The sequence below is a fragment of the Brevibacterium sp. 91QC2O2 genome (assembly GCF_024580695.1).
GTDB lineage: Bacteria > Actinomycetota > Actinomycetes > Actinomycetales > Brevibacteriaceae > Brevibacterium > Brevibacterium moorei.
The window spans coordinates 1-16,750 of sequence record NZ_JANIJY010000038.1 but is presented as its reverse complement, the minus strand read 5'-3'; the positions used below and the strand labels follow the sequence as shown (position 1 = coordinate 16,750).

The following is a 16,750-nucleotide window of genomic DNA, read 5'->3' as shown; positions in this document are numbered from 1 at the left end:
GTCCCGCCACTGTGGCGGGACCCCGGCCCCGGTCGTTTCCGGTTGGGACCGGCCGGTCAGTCGCCGGCCAGTACCCGGCGGGGCACAGCGACGAGCATGGTGTCGACGGCCGACTGTTCGACTCCGTGCTCCAGGGCGTAGGGGATGACATCGTCGAAAACGTGGGTGAAGTGCCACTGGGTCATCTGCGCGCGGGTCGCCGGATCCATCCAGTCGATGTAGCACGAGGCGTCCTGCGAGAGGACCATCCGATCGGCATAACCCCGGCGGACCATTTCGACCAGGGTGTCAGCGCGGGCCTCGAAGGTCGTCTCCCTATTGATGCCGAAGCGGTCCATGCCCAGGGTGAACCCCATATCGGCCAGAGCCGACAGGTGATCGCAATCGGTTGAATCCCCACTGTGGCCCAGCACGATGCGGGATGGGTCGACACCCTCCTCATCGACCATCACCCGCTTGACGTGCAGGCCAGTCTGCGAACCGGGGTGGGTGTGGACCGTGATCGGCACGTCCGTGGCCAGATGGGTCTGGGCCACGGCCCGCATCACCCGTTCGACACCGCGGGTCAGCCCCTGGCGGTCGATTGCGCATTTGAGCATGCCGGCCTTCACCCCGGTGCCGTTGATGCCCTCGCGGATATCGCCGATGAACATCTCGACCATCGGATCGGTCTGCGGGGCGTTGCGCTGGGGCGGCCGGTGCATGAAGTAATTGGGCACGTTGGCGTAGGTGTAGACACCTGTGGCCACGACGATCTGCAGGGGCACCTGTCGGGCGATCTCCTGGATCCGCGGGATATAGCGGCCCAGTCCGACCACGGTCGGATCGACGATCGTGCGCACGCCTGCGTCATAGGCCCGCTGGAGTTCGGTCACGGCCTCGGCGATCCGCTGGGGTTCCGACCCCCAGTCCGTCTGATAGTTGTTCTGCACTTCATCGGTCAGCACGAATACGTGTTCGTGCATCAGCGTGGTGCCCAGGTCCGCCGGTTCGACCGGCCCCATCACGGTGTTGACTGTGCTCAAAGTCCTTGCCCTTCGTCATTGGAGGTTTCGACTGCCCCCGCAGGTCGCCGGTGGTCCCGGTGGAATGCCTACGGATGCTGGGTTCGAGCGTAGCCGGGCCCGCCCTCGCCCGCAATGGTGAGGACGGGCCCGCAGTGTCGAAGGCGGTGTGCGCGGGAAACCGTCCAGAGCGCCAGACCGGCCGCGCTGCGCGAGAGTTTGTGGCGGGCCGGCGCCATGCCCGAGGCGATGTCCACGATCGCCGCTCCGGGGCCGGCGCGCATACGTACAAACACGCCCCGGGAACATCCGGCCGGTTGCGGCCGGAGTGCTGTTCCGCGGAGCGTGCATTACCCGATGATGGGTTGTGCCCCCGATTGGATTCGAACCAACGACACCCGCTTTAGGAGAGCGGTGCTCTATCCCCTGAGCTACGGGGGCGACAGTGATCCACCGGCTTCCCGGTGAAGTACCGAATCTACTCTATCAGCTTCTGAAACACACCTTCATCCGGTGTGCCTTTGGAGCGTGAGGAGGTAATGCAAGTACCCTGGACTACGTGTCTAGACTTACTGAGCCGAACTCCGTCGAAGCCGCGTTCGCCAATTGGCAGGAACAGGCCGCCAAGCTGGGTGGTCGCGACACGATGCTGCACTTCCGCGATTCGCGGGATGGCCTCATCGAGCTCACCGGCGCGCACCCCTCCGGCATGGCGCAACTGTTGGCCGGTCGGCCCACGCGCCTGTCCAGCCTGATTCGCGATGCCGAGCAGCTCGCCGATGCCAGGCGCCGGGCGCGCTCGATCCGGCAGAAGGACGAACAACTGGGCTATGAGCGCGGAATCGCGGTCGCCCAACTGGCCATCGGCTTCGCCTCCTGGACCAAGCGCGAGGGCACCCTGCGCCACGAGTTCAACGCCCCGATCCTGTTGCGCCATGTGCAATTGGTCCCGCGCGGATCCAAAATCGAGGACTACGAGATCGTGCTGTCCGACGACATCACGATCAATCCCGCCCTGCGCGCGATCCTGGAGATCGAGCACGGGGTGTTCATCGATGCCGATTCATGGATCGACGCGACCCGCGAACGCGGCCACGGATTCGATCCCCAGCCGGTGATCGATCGCCTGCGGACCGCGACCAAGGCCGTGCCCGGTCTGCTGGTCAACCATCGGCTGGTCATCTCGACATTCGCGAACATCGCCGCCACCTTCACGGGCGGCGCCGATGCCGAGGGCAATCCGCTGTTGCGCGCCCTGGCCGGCGATGTCGAGGCCAGGAAGGCACTGGTGCAGCACGCCCGGGCGGCGGATCCGGGAGCCCCCGGCCCTCACGAGTCAGCGGCCGTAACGCTCAGCGCCGGGGTCTCCGACGGTTATGACGAGGTCATTCCGGAAGACGATCCGGTCAACGATTTCGGGCCGGCCGGGCTCGTGGCGATCGACTTCAGCGATGACGACGACGATTTCTTCGACGATGACGAGGACTACTACGACGAGGACTTCTTCGCCTCCCAGGCCGACTGGGGCGAGGACTCCGAGGAGTCGGAGGCGCGGGAATCGGCCGAGGGGGATGATGAGACCGCCGGTGCGGCCGAAACCGACGTGGCCCCTACCGTGCAGGGACCGGCGGAACAGGATTCTGCTGGGCAGGCACAGTCCGGCGCCTCCGATGCCCCGGCCGGCAACACAGCGACGTCCGAAACCCCGGCGCAGGACTCAGCGGGCACGACTGCCGATTCCGACCGGTCCGCGGCCTCGGATAACGAGAACGGCGTCAAGCCCCAGCCTTGGCAGAGTGCGGCGGCCAGCCAGGCCACCGGCAAGGCGGAGTCCGCGGCCGGTGATGCCGAAGCTGCGGAGCCAGCCGGCTCCCCGGCCCCGCAGCGGACTGCGCGCGGCGAGGCAGGGCGGGCGCGCAAGCGCCGCCTGACGGTGGAGAACCCGCGCGGCAGGAGGCGGCGCAAGGGCCCCGTCCGGCGCACCCGCCACGTTGCCAAGGCGCCCACACCACTGCCCGACCGCGATCCGGCAGATGAGTTCCTCGTGCTCGACGTCGACGGCGATCAGCAGGCGGTGGTCGATGCGGCCCTGGGCGGCGGCAGCTTCGTCGTTCACACCCCGGCCGGCTCGGGTGCCACCCAGGTGGCGGTGGCGACTGCGACCTCGCTGGCCCACCAGGGCAAGAACGTCCTGTACGTCGCGGCCAGCTCGGATGCGCTCGACGCCTTCGCCGGGCGGCTGGCGGCGGCGGGCCTGCCCAATCTGCTGGTCGACGGGCGCGCCGGGGACAGTGGGATGCGCAAGCGGCTGGTCTCCCTCATCGTCGATGCTGAGCGCGCGCAGAAGCCGGATCTGGCGAAGCTGGTCGAGGAACTCACTGAGCTGCGCGGTCGTCTGCGCGACCATACTCAGGCGCTGCACCGGGAGCGCAAGCCGTGGCGGACCTCGGTCCATTCGACCATGGAGCATCTGGCGCGGCTGACCGGACGCGACCCCGGTCCCCAGACCGCGGTCCGTTTCGGACCCGAGGTGATGGATGCGACGCCCGCGGCCCGCGAGGTCCTGCGCGAGACCCTGCTGGAGTTCTCGAACCTGGGCGCCTTCACCCTCGACGTCGAGGACACCGTGTGGTTCGGGGCGAAACTCGATACCAATGAACAGGCCGAGGACGCGCGCCAGGTTGCGGAATCCGCTGCGGGCAGGCTGCCGAAGCTGATCGCGGAGGCAGAACCGGTGCTGCGCGCTGCCCATCTCAACCCGCCGCGTACGGTGGGGGACTGGGGCCAGTGCCTGCGTCTGCTGGGCGATATCGAGAAGACTTTGGAGCGCTTCGCCCCCGATATCTACGAAGCTGATCTGGACCTGTTCATCGGGGCAACCGGCAGCTCCGAGTACCGTAGGGAACGCGGCCTGAATCTGGGGATGTTCGAACGCGGGCGGATCAAGCGGGAGGCCCGCGAGTTCGTCCGCTCCGGTCTGACGGTCGAGGACTTGCATGCGGCCCTGCTCGAGGTCCGCGATGAGCGCGAGCGGTTCAACGAGTTCTCCTACTTCCGCAAGGACCATCAGGGAGCGAAACTGCCGGTCGTTCCGCCTGGCCTGGACTCGGCCAGGGCGGTGTACGAGGAACTGGCCGCCGATCTGGACCGCCTGATGCCAGTGCTGGTCGATACCCCGGATGGCGGCGACCTGGCCGGGATGCTGGTCGAGGAACTGCAGGCCCGGCTCGAGGCGATGGCCGACGACCGCGAATCGCTGGCGGAGCTGCCGGCGCGCACCGAGCTCGAGGTGCGGCTGCGCGCAGGCGGGCTGGGCGATCTGTTGGACGATTTGCGCGGACGCCGGGTGCGCCACGCGATGGTCGGCGACGAGTTCGACCTGGCCTATTGGGCGACGGTGCTCCAGCAGATGGCCACCGAAGACGCACAGATCACCGGCTTGTCCGCAGCCGAGCTCGACCGGATCGTGGCGGACTACCGGCGGTGCGATTCCGCGTTCGTGGCGGCCGGTGCCCAGCGTCTGCGGTACGCCCACGCACAGGCCTGGAAGCGGGCCATTCAGACTCACAAGGACCAGGCGGAGGTGGTCCGCTCCGAATTGCGCGGGGACTACCTGCACCTGGACCGGATGACGGAGAAGGCCCCCGACGTGGTGGGGGCCCTGGCCCCGATCTGGATGATGAGCCCCTATCAGGTGCCGCAGAACTTCGGCGATGTGCCGCTGTTCGACACAGTGATTCTGGCCGACGCCGCGATGTTGTCGGTTGTGGAGGCGGCTCCGGCGATCACTCGGGCCAAACAGGTCATCGCGCTCGGCGATGAGCGCCTGCTGGGTCCGCGTGAGTTCAGCGTGTCCGTGGACCGGCGCACTCCCGGCCCCGAGGACCAGGTCGACAGTGTATTCTCCGCCCTGGCGGACTTCCTGCCGCAGTACCAGCTGCACACGACGCACCGCGAATCGCCCCTGGGGCTGTCGCGGATGCTCTCGGGGCTGTTCTACGATGGGATGCTGCGCGCCCTGCCGAGCGCCAGGACGAACGACGGACCCGGCCTGGAACTGGCCTATGTGCCCGACGGACTGGGCAGCCCGGACACCGCGACCGGTCAGGTGGAGAGCCTGGAAGTCGAAGTCCAGCGCGTCGTCGACCTGGTGCTGCGCCACGCCCGGACCCGTTCGCGGGAGTCCCTTGCGGTGGTTGCGCTGACGCCGTGGCACGCCCAGCGGGTGGCCACCGCGATCCAACAGGCAATTCGCACCTATCCGTATGTGGCGTCCTTCTTCTCCTCCAGCGGGGATTCGTCGACGGGGGCCAAGGAGCCGTTCGTCGTCACGGATGCCGCACGGGTGCAGGGGATCGTCCGCGATGCCGTCATCTTCTCGCTGGGTTACGGCCGGACCCTGCAGGGCCGAGTCATCTACAACTTCGGTGCCCTGGGCGAACCCGGTGGGGAGCGCCTGCTGGCGGCCGTGGCGACCAGGGCCAGGCGTCGGCTCAGCGTCGTCAGCTGCTTCGATCCGGCGGACTTCGAACCGACCAGGCTCAAGGGCGGTGCCGCCCTGTTGCCGGACTTCCTGCGCGGTGTGTCCATGGGCTCGCGCCTGGAGGCCAGGGCCAGGGCCGCCGCGGCCGGAGTGGGCGACGACCCGCTAGTGGCCGATATCGCCTGGCGGCTGCGCAAACGGGGCCTGGCCCCGGTGGAGCGCTTCGCCGGGATCGACCTGGCCCTGCCACTGGGCAATGCGCAACAGCCCGCCCCCGCGGAGACCGGAATGGTCATGGCGATCGAATCGGACGGCCCCCGCTACGCTCTGACCGGCAGTATCAGGGAACGCGAGAGGCTGCGCGCCGAGGCTCTGGAGGCCCGGGGCTGGACCTATCGCCGCCTGTGGTCGGCGGCGGCCTTCGTCGATCCGCAGGAACAGGCCAATGGGCTGCTGCGCCTTTGGCAGCAGCAGGTCGAGGAGCTTTCGCCCCAGTCGGTGCTCGACGCCGCGCGTGCGGCGGCGGTCGTGGTCTCACGGCAGGGTTCACGGCCCAAGGTTTCACCGGGGCTGCCCGTGCACGCGTATTCGGTGGCGGCACTCGACGCGATGGTCGACTGGATCCAGTCCGATGGCGTGTACCGGACGGATGCCGAACTCATCGAACAGCTGCGCCAGGCCCTGGCCCTCAAGCCCCGCGCGGTGGAACTCAGCGATTCCCTGACCGAGGCCGTGGGCCGCTACCGCCGCCGGGTCTCCGACCGGAGGGAAGAGGGCTTCGCCCCGGTCGCCGCCCCGCGGCCGGACGCCGGGACCGATGAGTCGGAGGGATCCGTGGCCCGGACCCCCGCCGGGGACTCGGACCGGCAGCCGGGTCGCCCGGCGGACAACCCGGATCCAAAGGACGAGGGGGCCGCAGCGCCGAGCCAGGCGGCCGTGATGCCCAGCTACGACACCTCGCTGTTGCGCGAGGAGCACCTGATCGACGCGGGGCTGCGCCCGGAGGAACGAGACGAGGGCGATGACAGGGCCTGAGCACTCCGGGGAATCACCCGAGTCCGAGGAGGAGGCCGTGCGCAGGGCCGCCGCCCTGCAGGCGGCGAAGGAGGCCTATCGGCGCACACTGCGCAACGAGGCGCCCGGCGAGCACGATTCGGCCGGGGCCGAGGCCTCGGACTGGCAGCGGAAGGCCGCCTGGCTGCGGGCTCAGCGGCCCCCACACTGGGGGTGAGGTACCCGGTACGCGGGCGACGTTTGAGTGTGAAGACGACGGTGGGCCGTGTGGACTATCCCGATAACGGGAAGTCCACACGGCCCACTGTCAGTGCCGGGGGCTTCGGGCCCTGCGCCCGTCCTGTGCCCGGCCCGGTGCCGGATCAGTGCTGCGGATCGTTGTTCGACTTGGCGTTGGCCGCCAGCAGGTCGCGGATCTCGGCCAGCAGTTCCTCGCTGGTCGGCGGGACCTCTTCCTCGTCCACAGTGCCGCGCTTGCGCATATTGGCCAGCTTGTTCATCGGCATGACGATGACGAAGTAGACCACGGCGGCGATGATGAGGAAGTTCAGGGCCGCGGTGATCACGGCGCCGAAGTCCAGGAAGGTGGCGTCGACTCCGGGCCTGACGTGGAAGCCCAGGCCGCCCATGTCGGGGCTGCCGATCGCGGCGATCAGCGGGTTGATGATCTTGTCCGTGATGGCGGTGACGATCGCGGTGAACGCACCGCCGATGATGACACCGACGGCCAGTTCGATGACATTGCCGCGGAGGATGAACTCCTTGAATCCCTTGAACATACGGGTTCCCTTCGATTGACGGTGCGCTTGGCTGATCTGCCAGCCGGTACCTCACCCAATGTAGTGGAGAAAGCCGCCACCCTGGGGTAATTGGGGCGGTCGATTTCACGGCGGAGTAGTGATGTATGGCACCGTGCACGCAGCACAGACCGGTTCGCCCCTGTGCGCTGTCGGAGCAGGCTGTGCTCCGGTGGCAATACCGGGACGCCGCTTCAGTTCAACAGAGCGAAGCCGATGCCGGCACCGGACAGTGCCGCCAGCCCGCCGGCCCGATCCTGCGGGACGGACAGGGTGATGACCGTGGTCGTCCCACCGAGTGCCCCATTGCCGCGCTTTTGCACCGCGGTGACCAGGGCCTCGGGGACAAGGGTGGAATCGCGCGATTCGCCCGTGTCCGCCGTGGCGTACACGCGGACCCGGTGGCCCGGCTGCAGGACGGAGGCGTAGGCCTCGTCCGCGATCCCCACGGGGACCAGGACATGGTCCTTCTGCGGGTGTCCGCTGCCAGGGGCCGCGACCGCCCCCGGCGTCAGCACCAATGCCCCTGGCAGGTTCTGTGCGGCCACCCTGCCCTCCAGCTGGGTCGGATCGGTGAAGTGCTCGTGGGGGAGGGCCTCGTCCGGCAGTCGGGCCAGCCGCAGGTCCGCTGCGGACAGTGTCGCGCCGGCAGCGATGTCCCTGGCTGCGACAACGACGGGTGCGCCGGTGGTGTCACGGGGCACCAGGGCCCAGGCCAGCAGGGTGACCGCCAGGCCGATGGCCACGCCGGCTGTGAGCCTGCGGTGATCGCGGATCGCCTGGAGCAGGCCTGCGTGGATGGGCACCCGAGCCGAGCGGGCGGATGACTGGACGGGGCCGAAGAGTCTCATATCGGCAGTCTGCGGGCACTGTGGTGCCCGAAAACAGCCCTACGGGTGAACCTGTGGATAAACCGCGACGATAGACGGCCCCTGTGACCTTCGGTCGGCCGCAGGCCTACCGTCAGTCGTTCGAGGAGGAGCCCGCGGCGGAAGGGCTCGAAGCGGAATCGGTCCGGTAGAAGCCGGAGCCCTTGAACGTCACACCCACCGTGCCGAAGTTCTTCCGGAGCCGGCCGCCGCACTCGGGGCATTCGGTCAGAGTCGCATCCGAGAATTCCTGGTGGATGTCGAATGCGTGTCTGCAGTTCTTGCAGCTATAGGAGTACGTGGGCATGGCGACCTTTCTTAAGACCTTAGGAATTATAGTCGTCGTCAGGAGTCGGTGTTGTGCTGACCCGACTCCGTGAGCACCGCCGGCACCCGCAGGTCCCAGGGCCGGGCGTCCACGGGAACCCCCAACTCGGCGGCGAAGCACACGCCCACCACCTGGGTGCCCTCCGTCCCGGTCAGCGGGCGCAGCCCCTGCGGGCCGAAAGTGCGGTCGTAGAACCCCGCCCCCTGCCCCAGTCTGGCACCTGTCCGGTCGAAGCCCAGACCGGGCACCAGGACCAGGGCTTCGCGCCCCGTGCCGTCGCCGCCCAGCCGCAGCTCGGGAGCACCGACCCGCGGGCCGGCGGGTTCGCGGATACCCCACGGCCCGGTGGCGGGGATTTCGGACAGGGGCCCCGTGACCCGGGCGAAGGCCAGGGGGCAATGAGGTGTGGTGACCGGCAGCCAGACCTCGGCTCCGGCGTCGTGCATCTGCTGCAGCAGGCCATCGACATCCGGTTCGCCCGGCAGCGCCGCATACCCCACCACGGTGTGGAACCGGGCCGGATCCCAGCCGGCCGGCAGGGTGAGCACGGGGTCCTGCGAGCGCTTACGGCGGGTGGCCCTGGCCGCGCGGACGGCGGCGCGCAATTCCGGCTTTCTAAGCCGGGGCTCATCTGCGGATTGGGTGGGGGACATGAACACCAGCATAGAATGATCCTATGAGTGAACAGAAAGTCAAGCGTGTGAAGAAGGCCGTCATCCCCGTGGCCGGCCTGGGCACCCGCTTCCTGCCCGCAACGAAGGCCACCCCGAAGGAAATGCTGCCGGTGGTCGACAAGCCGGCCATCCAGTACGTCGTGGAAGAGGCCGTGCACGCCGGGCTCGAGGACGTCCTGATGATCACCGGGCGCAATAAGCGGCCGCTGGAGGACCACTTCGACCACGTCGACGGGCTCGAGGCGGCGCTGAAGGCCAAGGGCGATGAGAAGAAGCTGGAGCTGGTCGAGTACTCCTCGGAACTGGCCGACATCCACTATGTGCGCCAGGGTGAGCCGTTGGGCCTGGGCCACGCGGTCCTCAAGGGCGAACTGCACGTGGGTGACAATCCCTTCGCCGTGCTGCTCGGTGACGACCTGATCGACGAGCGCAATCCCATCCTGCCCGAGATGATCCGGGTCCAGGAGGCCACCGGCGGTTGCGTCGTGGCGCTCATGGAGGTCCCCGCCGACCAGATCCACCTGTACGGCTGCGCAGCGGTCGAACCCTGCGAGGACGTCGACGGGGCGGTGCGCATCACCGGTCTGGTGGAGAAGCCCGACGCCGCCGAGGCACCCTCGAACTATGCGATCATCGGCCGGTACGTGCTGGCCCCGGAGATCTTCGACGTCCTCAAGGAGACCCAGCCCGGCCGCGGCAATGAAATCCAGCTGACCGATGCGCTGCAGACCCTGGCCCAGGACGATGCCTCGGGTGGCGTCTACGGCGTCGTGTTCGATGGCCTGCGCTACGATACGGGGGACAAGCTCAGCTATCTCAAGGCCGTCGTCACAATTGCCGGCAGCCGCGATGACCTGGGCGAGGAGCTCAATGCCTGGTTGCGGGACTACGTCGCGGGCCTCGACTGAGACCCCACCACACCCGATGAGCACCACCGAAGGCGGACGATGACCAGCCATGACCGGCTCTACAGCGCCCTGTTGGTGGTCGCGGACACAACGACGCCGCCCCAGGTGATGAGTGTGGCAGGCGATGTGCTGGCCGGCCACGACTTCACGGTCCGCCGTGCTGCGGCGCCGGTGTCGGAACTGGCCGGATTGTGCACGGGCAATGCGGGTGGTGTCGATGTGGTGGTGGTCGTGGCCCGGCTCAGCCCGGGTCGCGGCAACGACGCGTCGGCCCGGATCCGGCGGGTGCTCGAGCACCCGCTGCCGGGACTGAGCGAATTGGTCCGTTCCATCCAGTACGCCTCCGGCTATGGGCGGGCGATGTTCGAGGACTGCGCAGCCGGTTGGATCGGGACGACCCTGGTGCTGGTCCTGCCCGCTGACACCGGGGCGATCTTCGATTCGCTCCACGAAGTCCTGCCACTGCTGATCGAGGTGTCCTATGGCGTCCAGCCCACCGACTCCGATTTCTTCCTGCCCGATTCGCCGGGCCTGGCCGAGGACCCCATCCCCCTGCGCGGCGCTCAGCGCGAGGCCAAGATCCTGCACCTGCCGACGCGCCCGCGGCCCGATTCCAGCCGGGCCCCCGGCGCGGGTCCGGACGATGACCCCGACACACCCCTGGGGAGCGCCTGATGGGACAGTGGCCGGTGCGGCTGAGCGATGGCGAACTCGAGCTGCGTCCCCTGGCCCGCTCCGATGCCCGTGCCTACGCCGAGGTCAGAGCGCACAACCGTGACTGGTTGCGCCCCTGGGAGGCGAGCTATCCGAACGGGCAGAAGGTGGAGACCGACTTCAAGCGGGTGCGCAGCGGACTGACCCGCGCGGCCCGGTCCGGTGATTTCCTGCCATTCGCCCTGAGCGTCGACGGGCACTTCCGCGGTCAGCTGACGGTGTCGGGTCTGCAGTGGGGTTCGATCTGCGGAGCGAGCCTGGGCTATTGGATCGACCGCCGGGTCGCGGGCCGGGGTCTGACCCCGCGGGCCGTGGCACTGGCCTGTGACTACTGCTTCCTCACACTGGGGCTGCACCGGATGGAGATCAACATCCGACCGGAGAACGCGGCGAGTCTGCGAGTCGTGGAGAAACTGGGATTCGTCTACGAGGGCCTGCGCCGCGGCTATATGCACATCGACGGGCAGTGGGCCGATCACCTGAGTTTCGCGCTCTTGGCCACGGATGTGCCCGAGGGGCTGCTGACCGCCTACCGGCGTGCGGGGCGCGCGGGCGGCTAGCGGTCGGCGCGGTGCTCAGGTCCACAGAGGGCCGGTGCCCGGGCGGGCCCCGGATCCCCGGTGGCGCACACCGGGTGTGATTCCGATTACCGGTATGCCTGCGAATGTGGGCCTACACATGTGAGAGTCCTAGGAATTCTTGCGTGTTCGCGGACACGCCAGGTTTTATCCTCTCCCCGGACGGTTACTCACCCTAGGGTGAGTATGTGGATACCAACATCGCGATCGCAGTCATCGTCACCGTGTTGTTCGTGTTCGCCCTGCCCCTTCTGGCTCGCCGTGGGGATACTACGGCCCAGGAGTCCCAGCGCGACACGCTGCCGGAGACCGCCCTTCCCGTGACAGCGGACGTGGACGTGCGCGCCGACTGCGGTGCGGCAGGCTCCCTGCCGGGGATACTCACCCCGACGGCCCGACCGTCGCTACCCCTGTCAGGGACGGCGGAGTCCGCCCCGGCGGCCCATCTCATCCTGGGCCCGCAGACGCCCCGTCTGCGCGTGGTCGAGGGCGACCTGGTGCGCGGCGCCGGTGTGTCCGGCGGACTCGAACAGGACGGCGCCGAACGCGGTGTCGAACAGGGCGTCGAACAGCCGGAGGAACAGGTGCTGCCGATGGCGGTGGGGCAGGGGGCTCCCATCATATTGGAAACCCAGTCCGGACCCGGCGAGTCGGCCGGGACGCCCACCGGATTGCACATCGTGGGGTCGTCAGATATCAGAGTTCATGACAGGATGGATGATCACGGCTCCATCGGCAGCACTCTCGGACCCACATCGTCGACCACTGCAGGTTTGGATATGACTATGCACAATGCGCAGCACCGTCCCGGTACGCACGTGACCCATGGTCCGGCCCACCGGCCCACCACCCGGACGTCCACCCCCCGGGTGGACTCGACCGCCGTTCCGGCCCGATCGACCGCCACCCCACGGGCGGCGGGACTCAAGCGCATGTTCGGGTTGTCCTTCGCCGTATTCGGCCTGGTCGCCCTGGTCACGGCGGTGCTGAGCATCTTCACCTCGCTGCTGCTGGCCGTGCCAGTGCTCTCGGCGGCTCTGAGCCTGAGCAGCCTGTTGGTCGTCGTCTTCCTGAATTTCACCGCCGACGAGGCCCCCGCCATGAGCGAGCGGCCCGCCGAGCGTCCCGTGGTTGAGCATCCTGCCGCGCAGCGGAACGCCGCGGGCCGGTCCACCGGATCGCAGCGCCCTGCCCCGGCAGACGAAAGCACTCGCTCGGCTGGGCAGGAGAGGGTACGTCGCAGGGCCCAGGACCGGCCTGCCGCCGCTCCCGAATCGAAGCCGCGCTCCCGGGCCGCCGCCGGAGTGCGCACCCCGGCGCAGGCCTCGCAGGCGGCAGCGGTCCGTCAGGCGCGTCTCGCCAGGGCCGCTCAGACCGCCGCAGCGCAGGCCCCGCGCCCGGAGGAGACGTCCGGCACTGCCGGCCCCGCCCCGACCGTTCCGCAGCGGCCGGACCGGGTGCCTGCGCCGGTGGTCATCGGCCACGATGAAGAGGACACGAACGTCATCATGCGCCGTGGGTCCGCAGCCCCCGGAAAGGCGAGCCCCGCCGCGGCGCAGGGCTCCAAGCCGGCCGCGCCCGCGGCGCCGGATGAGCCGGAAGCGGCTCCCGCCCCTGCCGCGCCCGAACTGCACCTGGGCTCGGCGTGGAAACCGGCCGGCGTGCCCGTTCCCACCTATGTCAACGCCCCCGAGGTGCCGCGTGTGGCCTCGGCCGCCCGCCAGGCGGATGCCGCCTCCTACGCCGGCGGTCATCGTGATGCCGCGGCGGAGTCCTTCGTCGCCGAAGTCGGTGAGCGTGCGGAACTGACTGATGCGAGCCGCGAGGACGGGCCCCTGGCCCATGGCCGCGCGGCCATCCGCGGCGGGGAGTCGAAGCGCTCCAGTGCCGCCGTCGAACTGCCGGCGACCGGGACTTCCGGCTTGGGCTCGCTGGACGACGTGCTGGCCCGCCGCCGCGCCTGAGCGGGCGGTGATGCCCGGTAGCCGGCGCCCGGCGTGAGTTCGACCGGGCCCAGCGGCTTTGAACGGCGGAGGCTTTGAACGGCGGAGCATAGGGCAGAACCCATGACGAAGGCCCCGATCCTGAGCAGGATCGGGGCCCTCGTCTATTCGGTGCCGGTGGGCGGGCCTTGGGCCACTCGAGGGGGCCGGCTCGGCGCCCGGGGGTGAGCAGGGCCGCCGGGCGGCGGTGCGCCACCCGGCGGCATCGGCTCAGGCGAAGCGGGGGACCGCGGTGTACTTGGTCTCGAGGAACTCGTCGATGCCGACCGAACCGCCCTCACGGCCCAGACCGGACTGCTTGACGCCACCGAAGGGCGCAGCCGGGTTCGACACCAGACCGGTGTTCAGGCCGATCATGCCGCATTCCAGACGCTCCGAGAGGTCCAGGCCGCGCTGCAGATTCTCCGTGAACAGGTAACCCGCCAGGCCGAAATCGGTCTCATTGGCCTTCTCGATGGCCTCGTCATCGGTGTCGAAGACGATGATCGGGGCGACCGGGCCGAAGATCTCCTCGCTGCGCAGGGCAACGTGCTCAGGGATGTCGGTGACGACGGTCGGCGCGTAGAAGAAGCCGGCGCCCGCGACCTTCGCCCCACCGGTGACCACCGTCGCGCCGGCGGCCACGGCCTCGTCGACCAGGCCGGCGACCTTGTCGCGCGCGGCCTCCTCGACCAGCGGGCCGACCTCGATGCCGTCTTCCAGACCGTTGCCCACGGTCATCGCCGACATCCGCGCGGCCAGCTTCTGGGTGAACTCCTCGGCCACCGCACGGTGGACGAAGAAGCGGTTGGCGGCCGTGCAGGCCTCGCCGATATTGCGCATCTTGGCCAGCATTGCGCCCTCGACGGCCTTGTCGACGTCGGCATCCTCGCAGACGACGAACGGGGCGTTGCCGCCCAGTTCCATGGACGTCTTCATAACGCCCTTGGCGGCCTGCTCGAGCAGGCCCACACCCACCTCGGTCGAACCGGTGAAGGTGATCTTGCGGGCGATGCCCGACTCCATCCAGGGAGTGACCACGCGGCGCGCGGAGTTGGAGGTGACGACGTTGAGCACACCGGCGGGCAGACCGGCTTCCTCCAGGATCTCCGTGAGGAAGAAGGAGGTCAGCGGCGTCAGCTTGGCGGGCTTGAGCACCATGGTGCAGCCGGCGGCGATGGCCGGGCCGATCTTGCGAGTGCCCATGGCCAGGGGGAAGTTCCAGGGGGTGACGAGGATGGCGGGACCCACCGGTTCCTTCGAGACCATGATGCGGGTGTTGCCATCGGTGGAGTTCATGAACTCGCCCTTGACGCGGACGGCCTCTTCGGAGAACCAGCGGAAGAACTCGCCGCCGTAGCTGACCTCGCCCAGGGCCTCGGAGAAGGGCTTGCCCATCTCCGCGGTCATCACCGCTGCGATCTCGTTCTTGCGCTCGCCCAGCAGTTCGAAGGCGCGGCGCAGGATCTCACCGCGTTCGCGGGCGGGGACCCGGGCCCAGGACTTCTGCGTCTCGCCTGCGACCCTGATCGCCTCGAGCGCATCGGCCTCGGATGCATCGGCGATCTGGGTGAGGACCTCACCGGTGGCGGGGTTGACGACGTCGATGGTCTTGCCGCCCTCGGCATCGCGCCACTGGCCGTTGATGTAAACCCCGGTGTGGAGCTTGTCGATGATGGCTTGCACGTCCATGTTGCTGTGCCTTTCGTTAAGGGATAAGCGGGTGCTCGCGAGGGTTACACCCTTGGGGCCAAGTGTAGTAGGAAACCCCCGACCACCCCAGGGACACGGTTCACCTGGTGGGACGGGGCGCGGGTGTATGCGATGTGCAAATGGTTTGACCTGGAAGGGAACTGGATGTTCAATGGGAAAGGTGTGGGCCTTCCCCGGCCCAGCACGCACATCCCTACCCCACACAATCCCCGATATGCGTCCCGCCGCCGTGCGCGGACCCGCTTATTGCCCAAAGGAGCATCCCCATGACATCGTCGCCGACCCCGGCTGCGCCCACTTCTCCCGCACCCCCTGCGGCCGTGAAACACAGGGACCGGACCCACTGGCTCTACATCGGCGTGATCTTCGCCGTGGTTCTGGGCGTCATCGTCGGCCTCATGACCGGCCCCGCCGCCGGCGGACTGCAGGTTCTGGCCGATATCTTCATCGCGCTGATCAAGATGATCATCGCCCCGGTCATCTTCTGCACCATCGTCACCGGCGTGGGCGCGATCGCGAAGGCCAGCACCGTCGGCAAAGTCGGCATCATGGCGATCGTGTACTTCCTCATCATGTCGACCCTGGCCCTGATCATCGGGTTGTTCGTCGGCAATGTCATCCATCCCGGTGACGGACTGCACCTGAGCGCGTACGAGGCGGGCAAGTCCGGTGGCGGGCACGGCGCCTGGGATATGGTCTTCGAGATCATCCCCGGCGATGTGCCCGTGCTGCCGACCCTGTTCACCGCGCTGCTGGTGGGCTTCGCCCTGCAGGGAATGGGGGAGAAGGGGCAGCCGCTGTTGGAGCTGGTCCAGGTCATTCAGAAGGTCGTTCTGAAGATCATGTCATGGATCATGTGGACGGCCCCGTTCGGCGCCTTCGGGGCGATCGCTGCGGTGGTCGGCAAGACGGGGTGGGCCGCCATCGGTTCGCTGGCGATCCTGATGGGTGCCTTCTACCTGACGTGCATCCTGTTCATCGCCGTGATCCTGGGGCTGGTGCTCAAGTTGTTCACCGGCTTCAACATCTTCAAACTCATGAAGTACCTGGGCAAGGAATACCTGTTGATCTTCTCGACCTCCTCGTCCGAATCCGCACTGCCCCGGCTGATCGCCAAGATGGAGCACATCGGCGTGTCCAAGCCCGTGGTGGGCATCGTCGTGCCCACCGGATACTCCTTCAACCTTGACGGCACCGCGATCTACCTGACCATGTCGGCGCTGTTCGTCGCCAATGCGATGGGTGATCCGATGAATCTGGGCCAGCAGATCTCCCTGCTGGTCGTCATGATCATCGCGGCCAAGGGAGCCGCCGGGGTCTCCGGTGCGGGACTGTCCACCCTGGCCGCCGGCCTGTCCGCCCACAAGCCGGAGATGCTGGGCGGAATGGGCGTGATCGTGGGCATCGACAAGTTCATGTCAGAAGCCCGCGCCCTGACCAACTTCACCGGCAACGCCGTCGCCACCCTGCTGGTCGGCACCTGGACGAAGGAAGTCGACAAGGAGCAGGTCCAACGCGTCCTCAACGGCAGCGATCCCTTCGACGAGGTGAACTTCGTCGACGAACACTGAGCGCCGGGCATCCGGTTAGCGCGTAGACACCAAGCCGGCGCATAGACACCATACCCACGCTGAGACACCATCCTGGCGCGGGACGGCACTCGGTCTTATGCGACCAGGTGGGCGT

General features: G+C 68.2%; 12 protein-coding genes, 1 tRNA gene and 1 pseudogene. 7 read left to right on the top strand and 7 right to left on the bottom strand.

Annotated elements, in window-relative coordinates; genetic code table 11:
* Positions 1-56: 56 nt before the first annotated feature.
* Both NQ036_RS15085 and NQ036_RS15080 read right to left on the bottom strand, forming a co-directional pair.
* A complete protein-coding gene (locus tag NQ036_RS15085; RefSeq protein WP_257059934.1) occupies positions 57-1,025 on the bottom strand; it encodes a phosphotriesterase in 969 nt (322 codons plus the stop codon).
* Positions 1,026-1,372: 347 nt separating this feature from the next.
* Positions 1,373-1,445: transfer RNA gene (locus tag NQ036_RS15080), tRNA-Arg, on the bottom strand.
* Positions 1,446-1,563: 118 nt separating this feature from the next.
* On the opposite strand from NQ036_RS15080, the gene NQ036_RS15075 reads away from it, so the two are divergent.
* Positions 1,564-6,522, top strand: a complete 4,959-nt coding sequence (locus NQ036_RS15075) for a DUF4011 domain-containing protein (RefSeq protein ID WP_257059932.1) — start codon at positions 1,564-1,566, stop codon at positions 6,520-6,522.
* A complete protein-coding gene (locus NQ036_RS15070) occupies positions 6,509-6,718 on the top strand; it encodes a hypothetical protein (protein ID WP_257047726.1) in 210 nt (69 codons plus the stop codon). The genes NQ036_RS15075 and NQ036_RS15070 overlap by 14 nt, the downstream gene beginning before the upstream one ends.
* Positions 6,719-6,863: 145 nt before the next feature.
* Here NQ036_RS15070 and mscL read toward each other — a convergent pair whose 3' ends face one another.
* The 4 genes and pseudogenes from mscL to NQ036_RS15050 form a co-directional block, all read right to left on the bottom strand.
* Complete coding sequence (gene mscL / locus NQ036_RS15065) at positions 6,864-7,280, bottom strand: large-conductance mechanosensitive channel protein MscL (RefSeq protein WP_257047727.1); 417 nt, start codon at positions 7,278-7,280, stop codon at positions 6,864-6,866.
* A gap of 212 nt (positions 7,281-7,492) precedes the next feature.
* Positions 7,493-8,149, bottom strand: a complete 657-nt coding sequence (locus NQ036_RS15060; RefSeq protein WP_257059928.1) for an SAF domain-containing protein — start codon at positions 8,147-8,149, stop codon at positions 7,493-7,495.
* A 121-nt stretch (positions 8,150-8,270) separates the two neighbouring features.
* Positions 8,271-8,474 (bottom strand): annotated as a pseudogene (locus tag NQ036_RS15055) (FmdB family zinc ribbon protein); the annotation flags it as partial.
* Between the two features lie 38 nt (positions 8,475-8,512).
* On the bottom strand, positions 8,513-9,160 hold the full coding sequence (locus NQ036_RS15050) for a 5-formyltetrahydrofolate cyclo-ligase (protein ID WP_257059922.1): 648 nt from the start codon (positions 9,158-9,160) through the stop codon (positions 8,513-8,515).
* An 11-nt stretch (positions 9,161-9,171) separates the two neighbouring features.
* Here NQ036_RS15050 and galU point away from each other — a divergent pair, with 11 nt between their 5' ends.
* The 4 genes from galU to NQ036_RS15030 all read left to right on the top strand — a co-directional run bounded on the left by galU (position 9,172) and on the right by NQ036_RS15030 (position 13,333).
* A complete protein-coding gene (galU, locus tag NQ036_RS15045; protein WP_257047733.1) occupies positions 9,172-10,077 on the top strand; it encodes a UTP--glucose-1-phosphate uridylyltransferase GalU in 906 nt (301 codons plus the stop codon).
* 39 nt (positions 10,078-10,116) lie between these two features.
* A complete protein-coding gene (locus NQ036_RS15040) occupies positions 10,117-10,752 on the top strand; it encodes a hypothetical protein (protein WP_257047735.1) in 636 nt (211 codons plus the stop codon).
* Entirely contained in the window at positions 10,752-11,351 is a 600-nt protein-coding gene (locus NQ036_RS15035) for a GNAT family N-acetyltransferase (RefSeq protein WP_257047736.1), read from the top strand. Before NQ036_RS15040 ends, NQ036_RS15035 begins: the two co-directional genes overlap by 1 nt.
* Positions 11,352-11,557: 206 nt before the next feature.
* The gene (locus tag NQ036_RS15030; RefSeq protein WP_257059921.1) at positions 11,558-13,333 is read left to right on the top strand and encodes a hypothetical protein; all 1,776 of its coding nucleotides are present in this window, start codon (positions 11,558-11,560) and stop codon (positions 13,331-13,333) included.
* Between the two features lie 249 nt (positions 13,334-13,582).
* Here the strand turns inward: NQ036_RS15030 and NQ036_RS15025 are convergent, their stop codons facing one another.
* On the bottom strand, positions 13,583-15,043 hold the full coding sequence (locus NQ036_RS15025; RefSeq protein WP_257059919.1) for an NAD-dependent succinate-semialdehyde dehydrogenase: 1,461 nt from the start codon (positions 15,041-15,043) through the stop codon (positions 13,583-13,585).
* A 287-nt stretch (positions 15,044-15,330) separates the two neighbouring features.
* Between NQ036_RS15025 and NQ036_RS15020 the strand changes: the two genes are divergently transcribed.
* The gene (locus tag NQ036_RS15020; protein WP_257047739.1) at positions 15,331-16,635 is read left to right on the top strand and encodes a cation:dicarboxylate symporter family transporter; all 1,305 of its coding nucleotides are present in this window, start codon (positions 15,331-15,333) and stop codon (positions 16,633-16,635) included.
* Positions 16,636-16,750 lie beyond the last annotated feature (115 nt).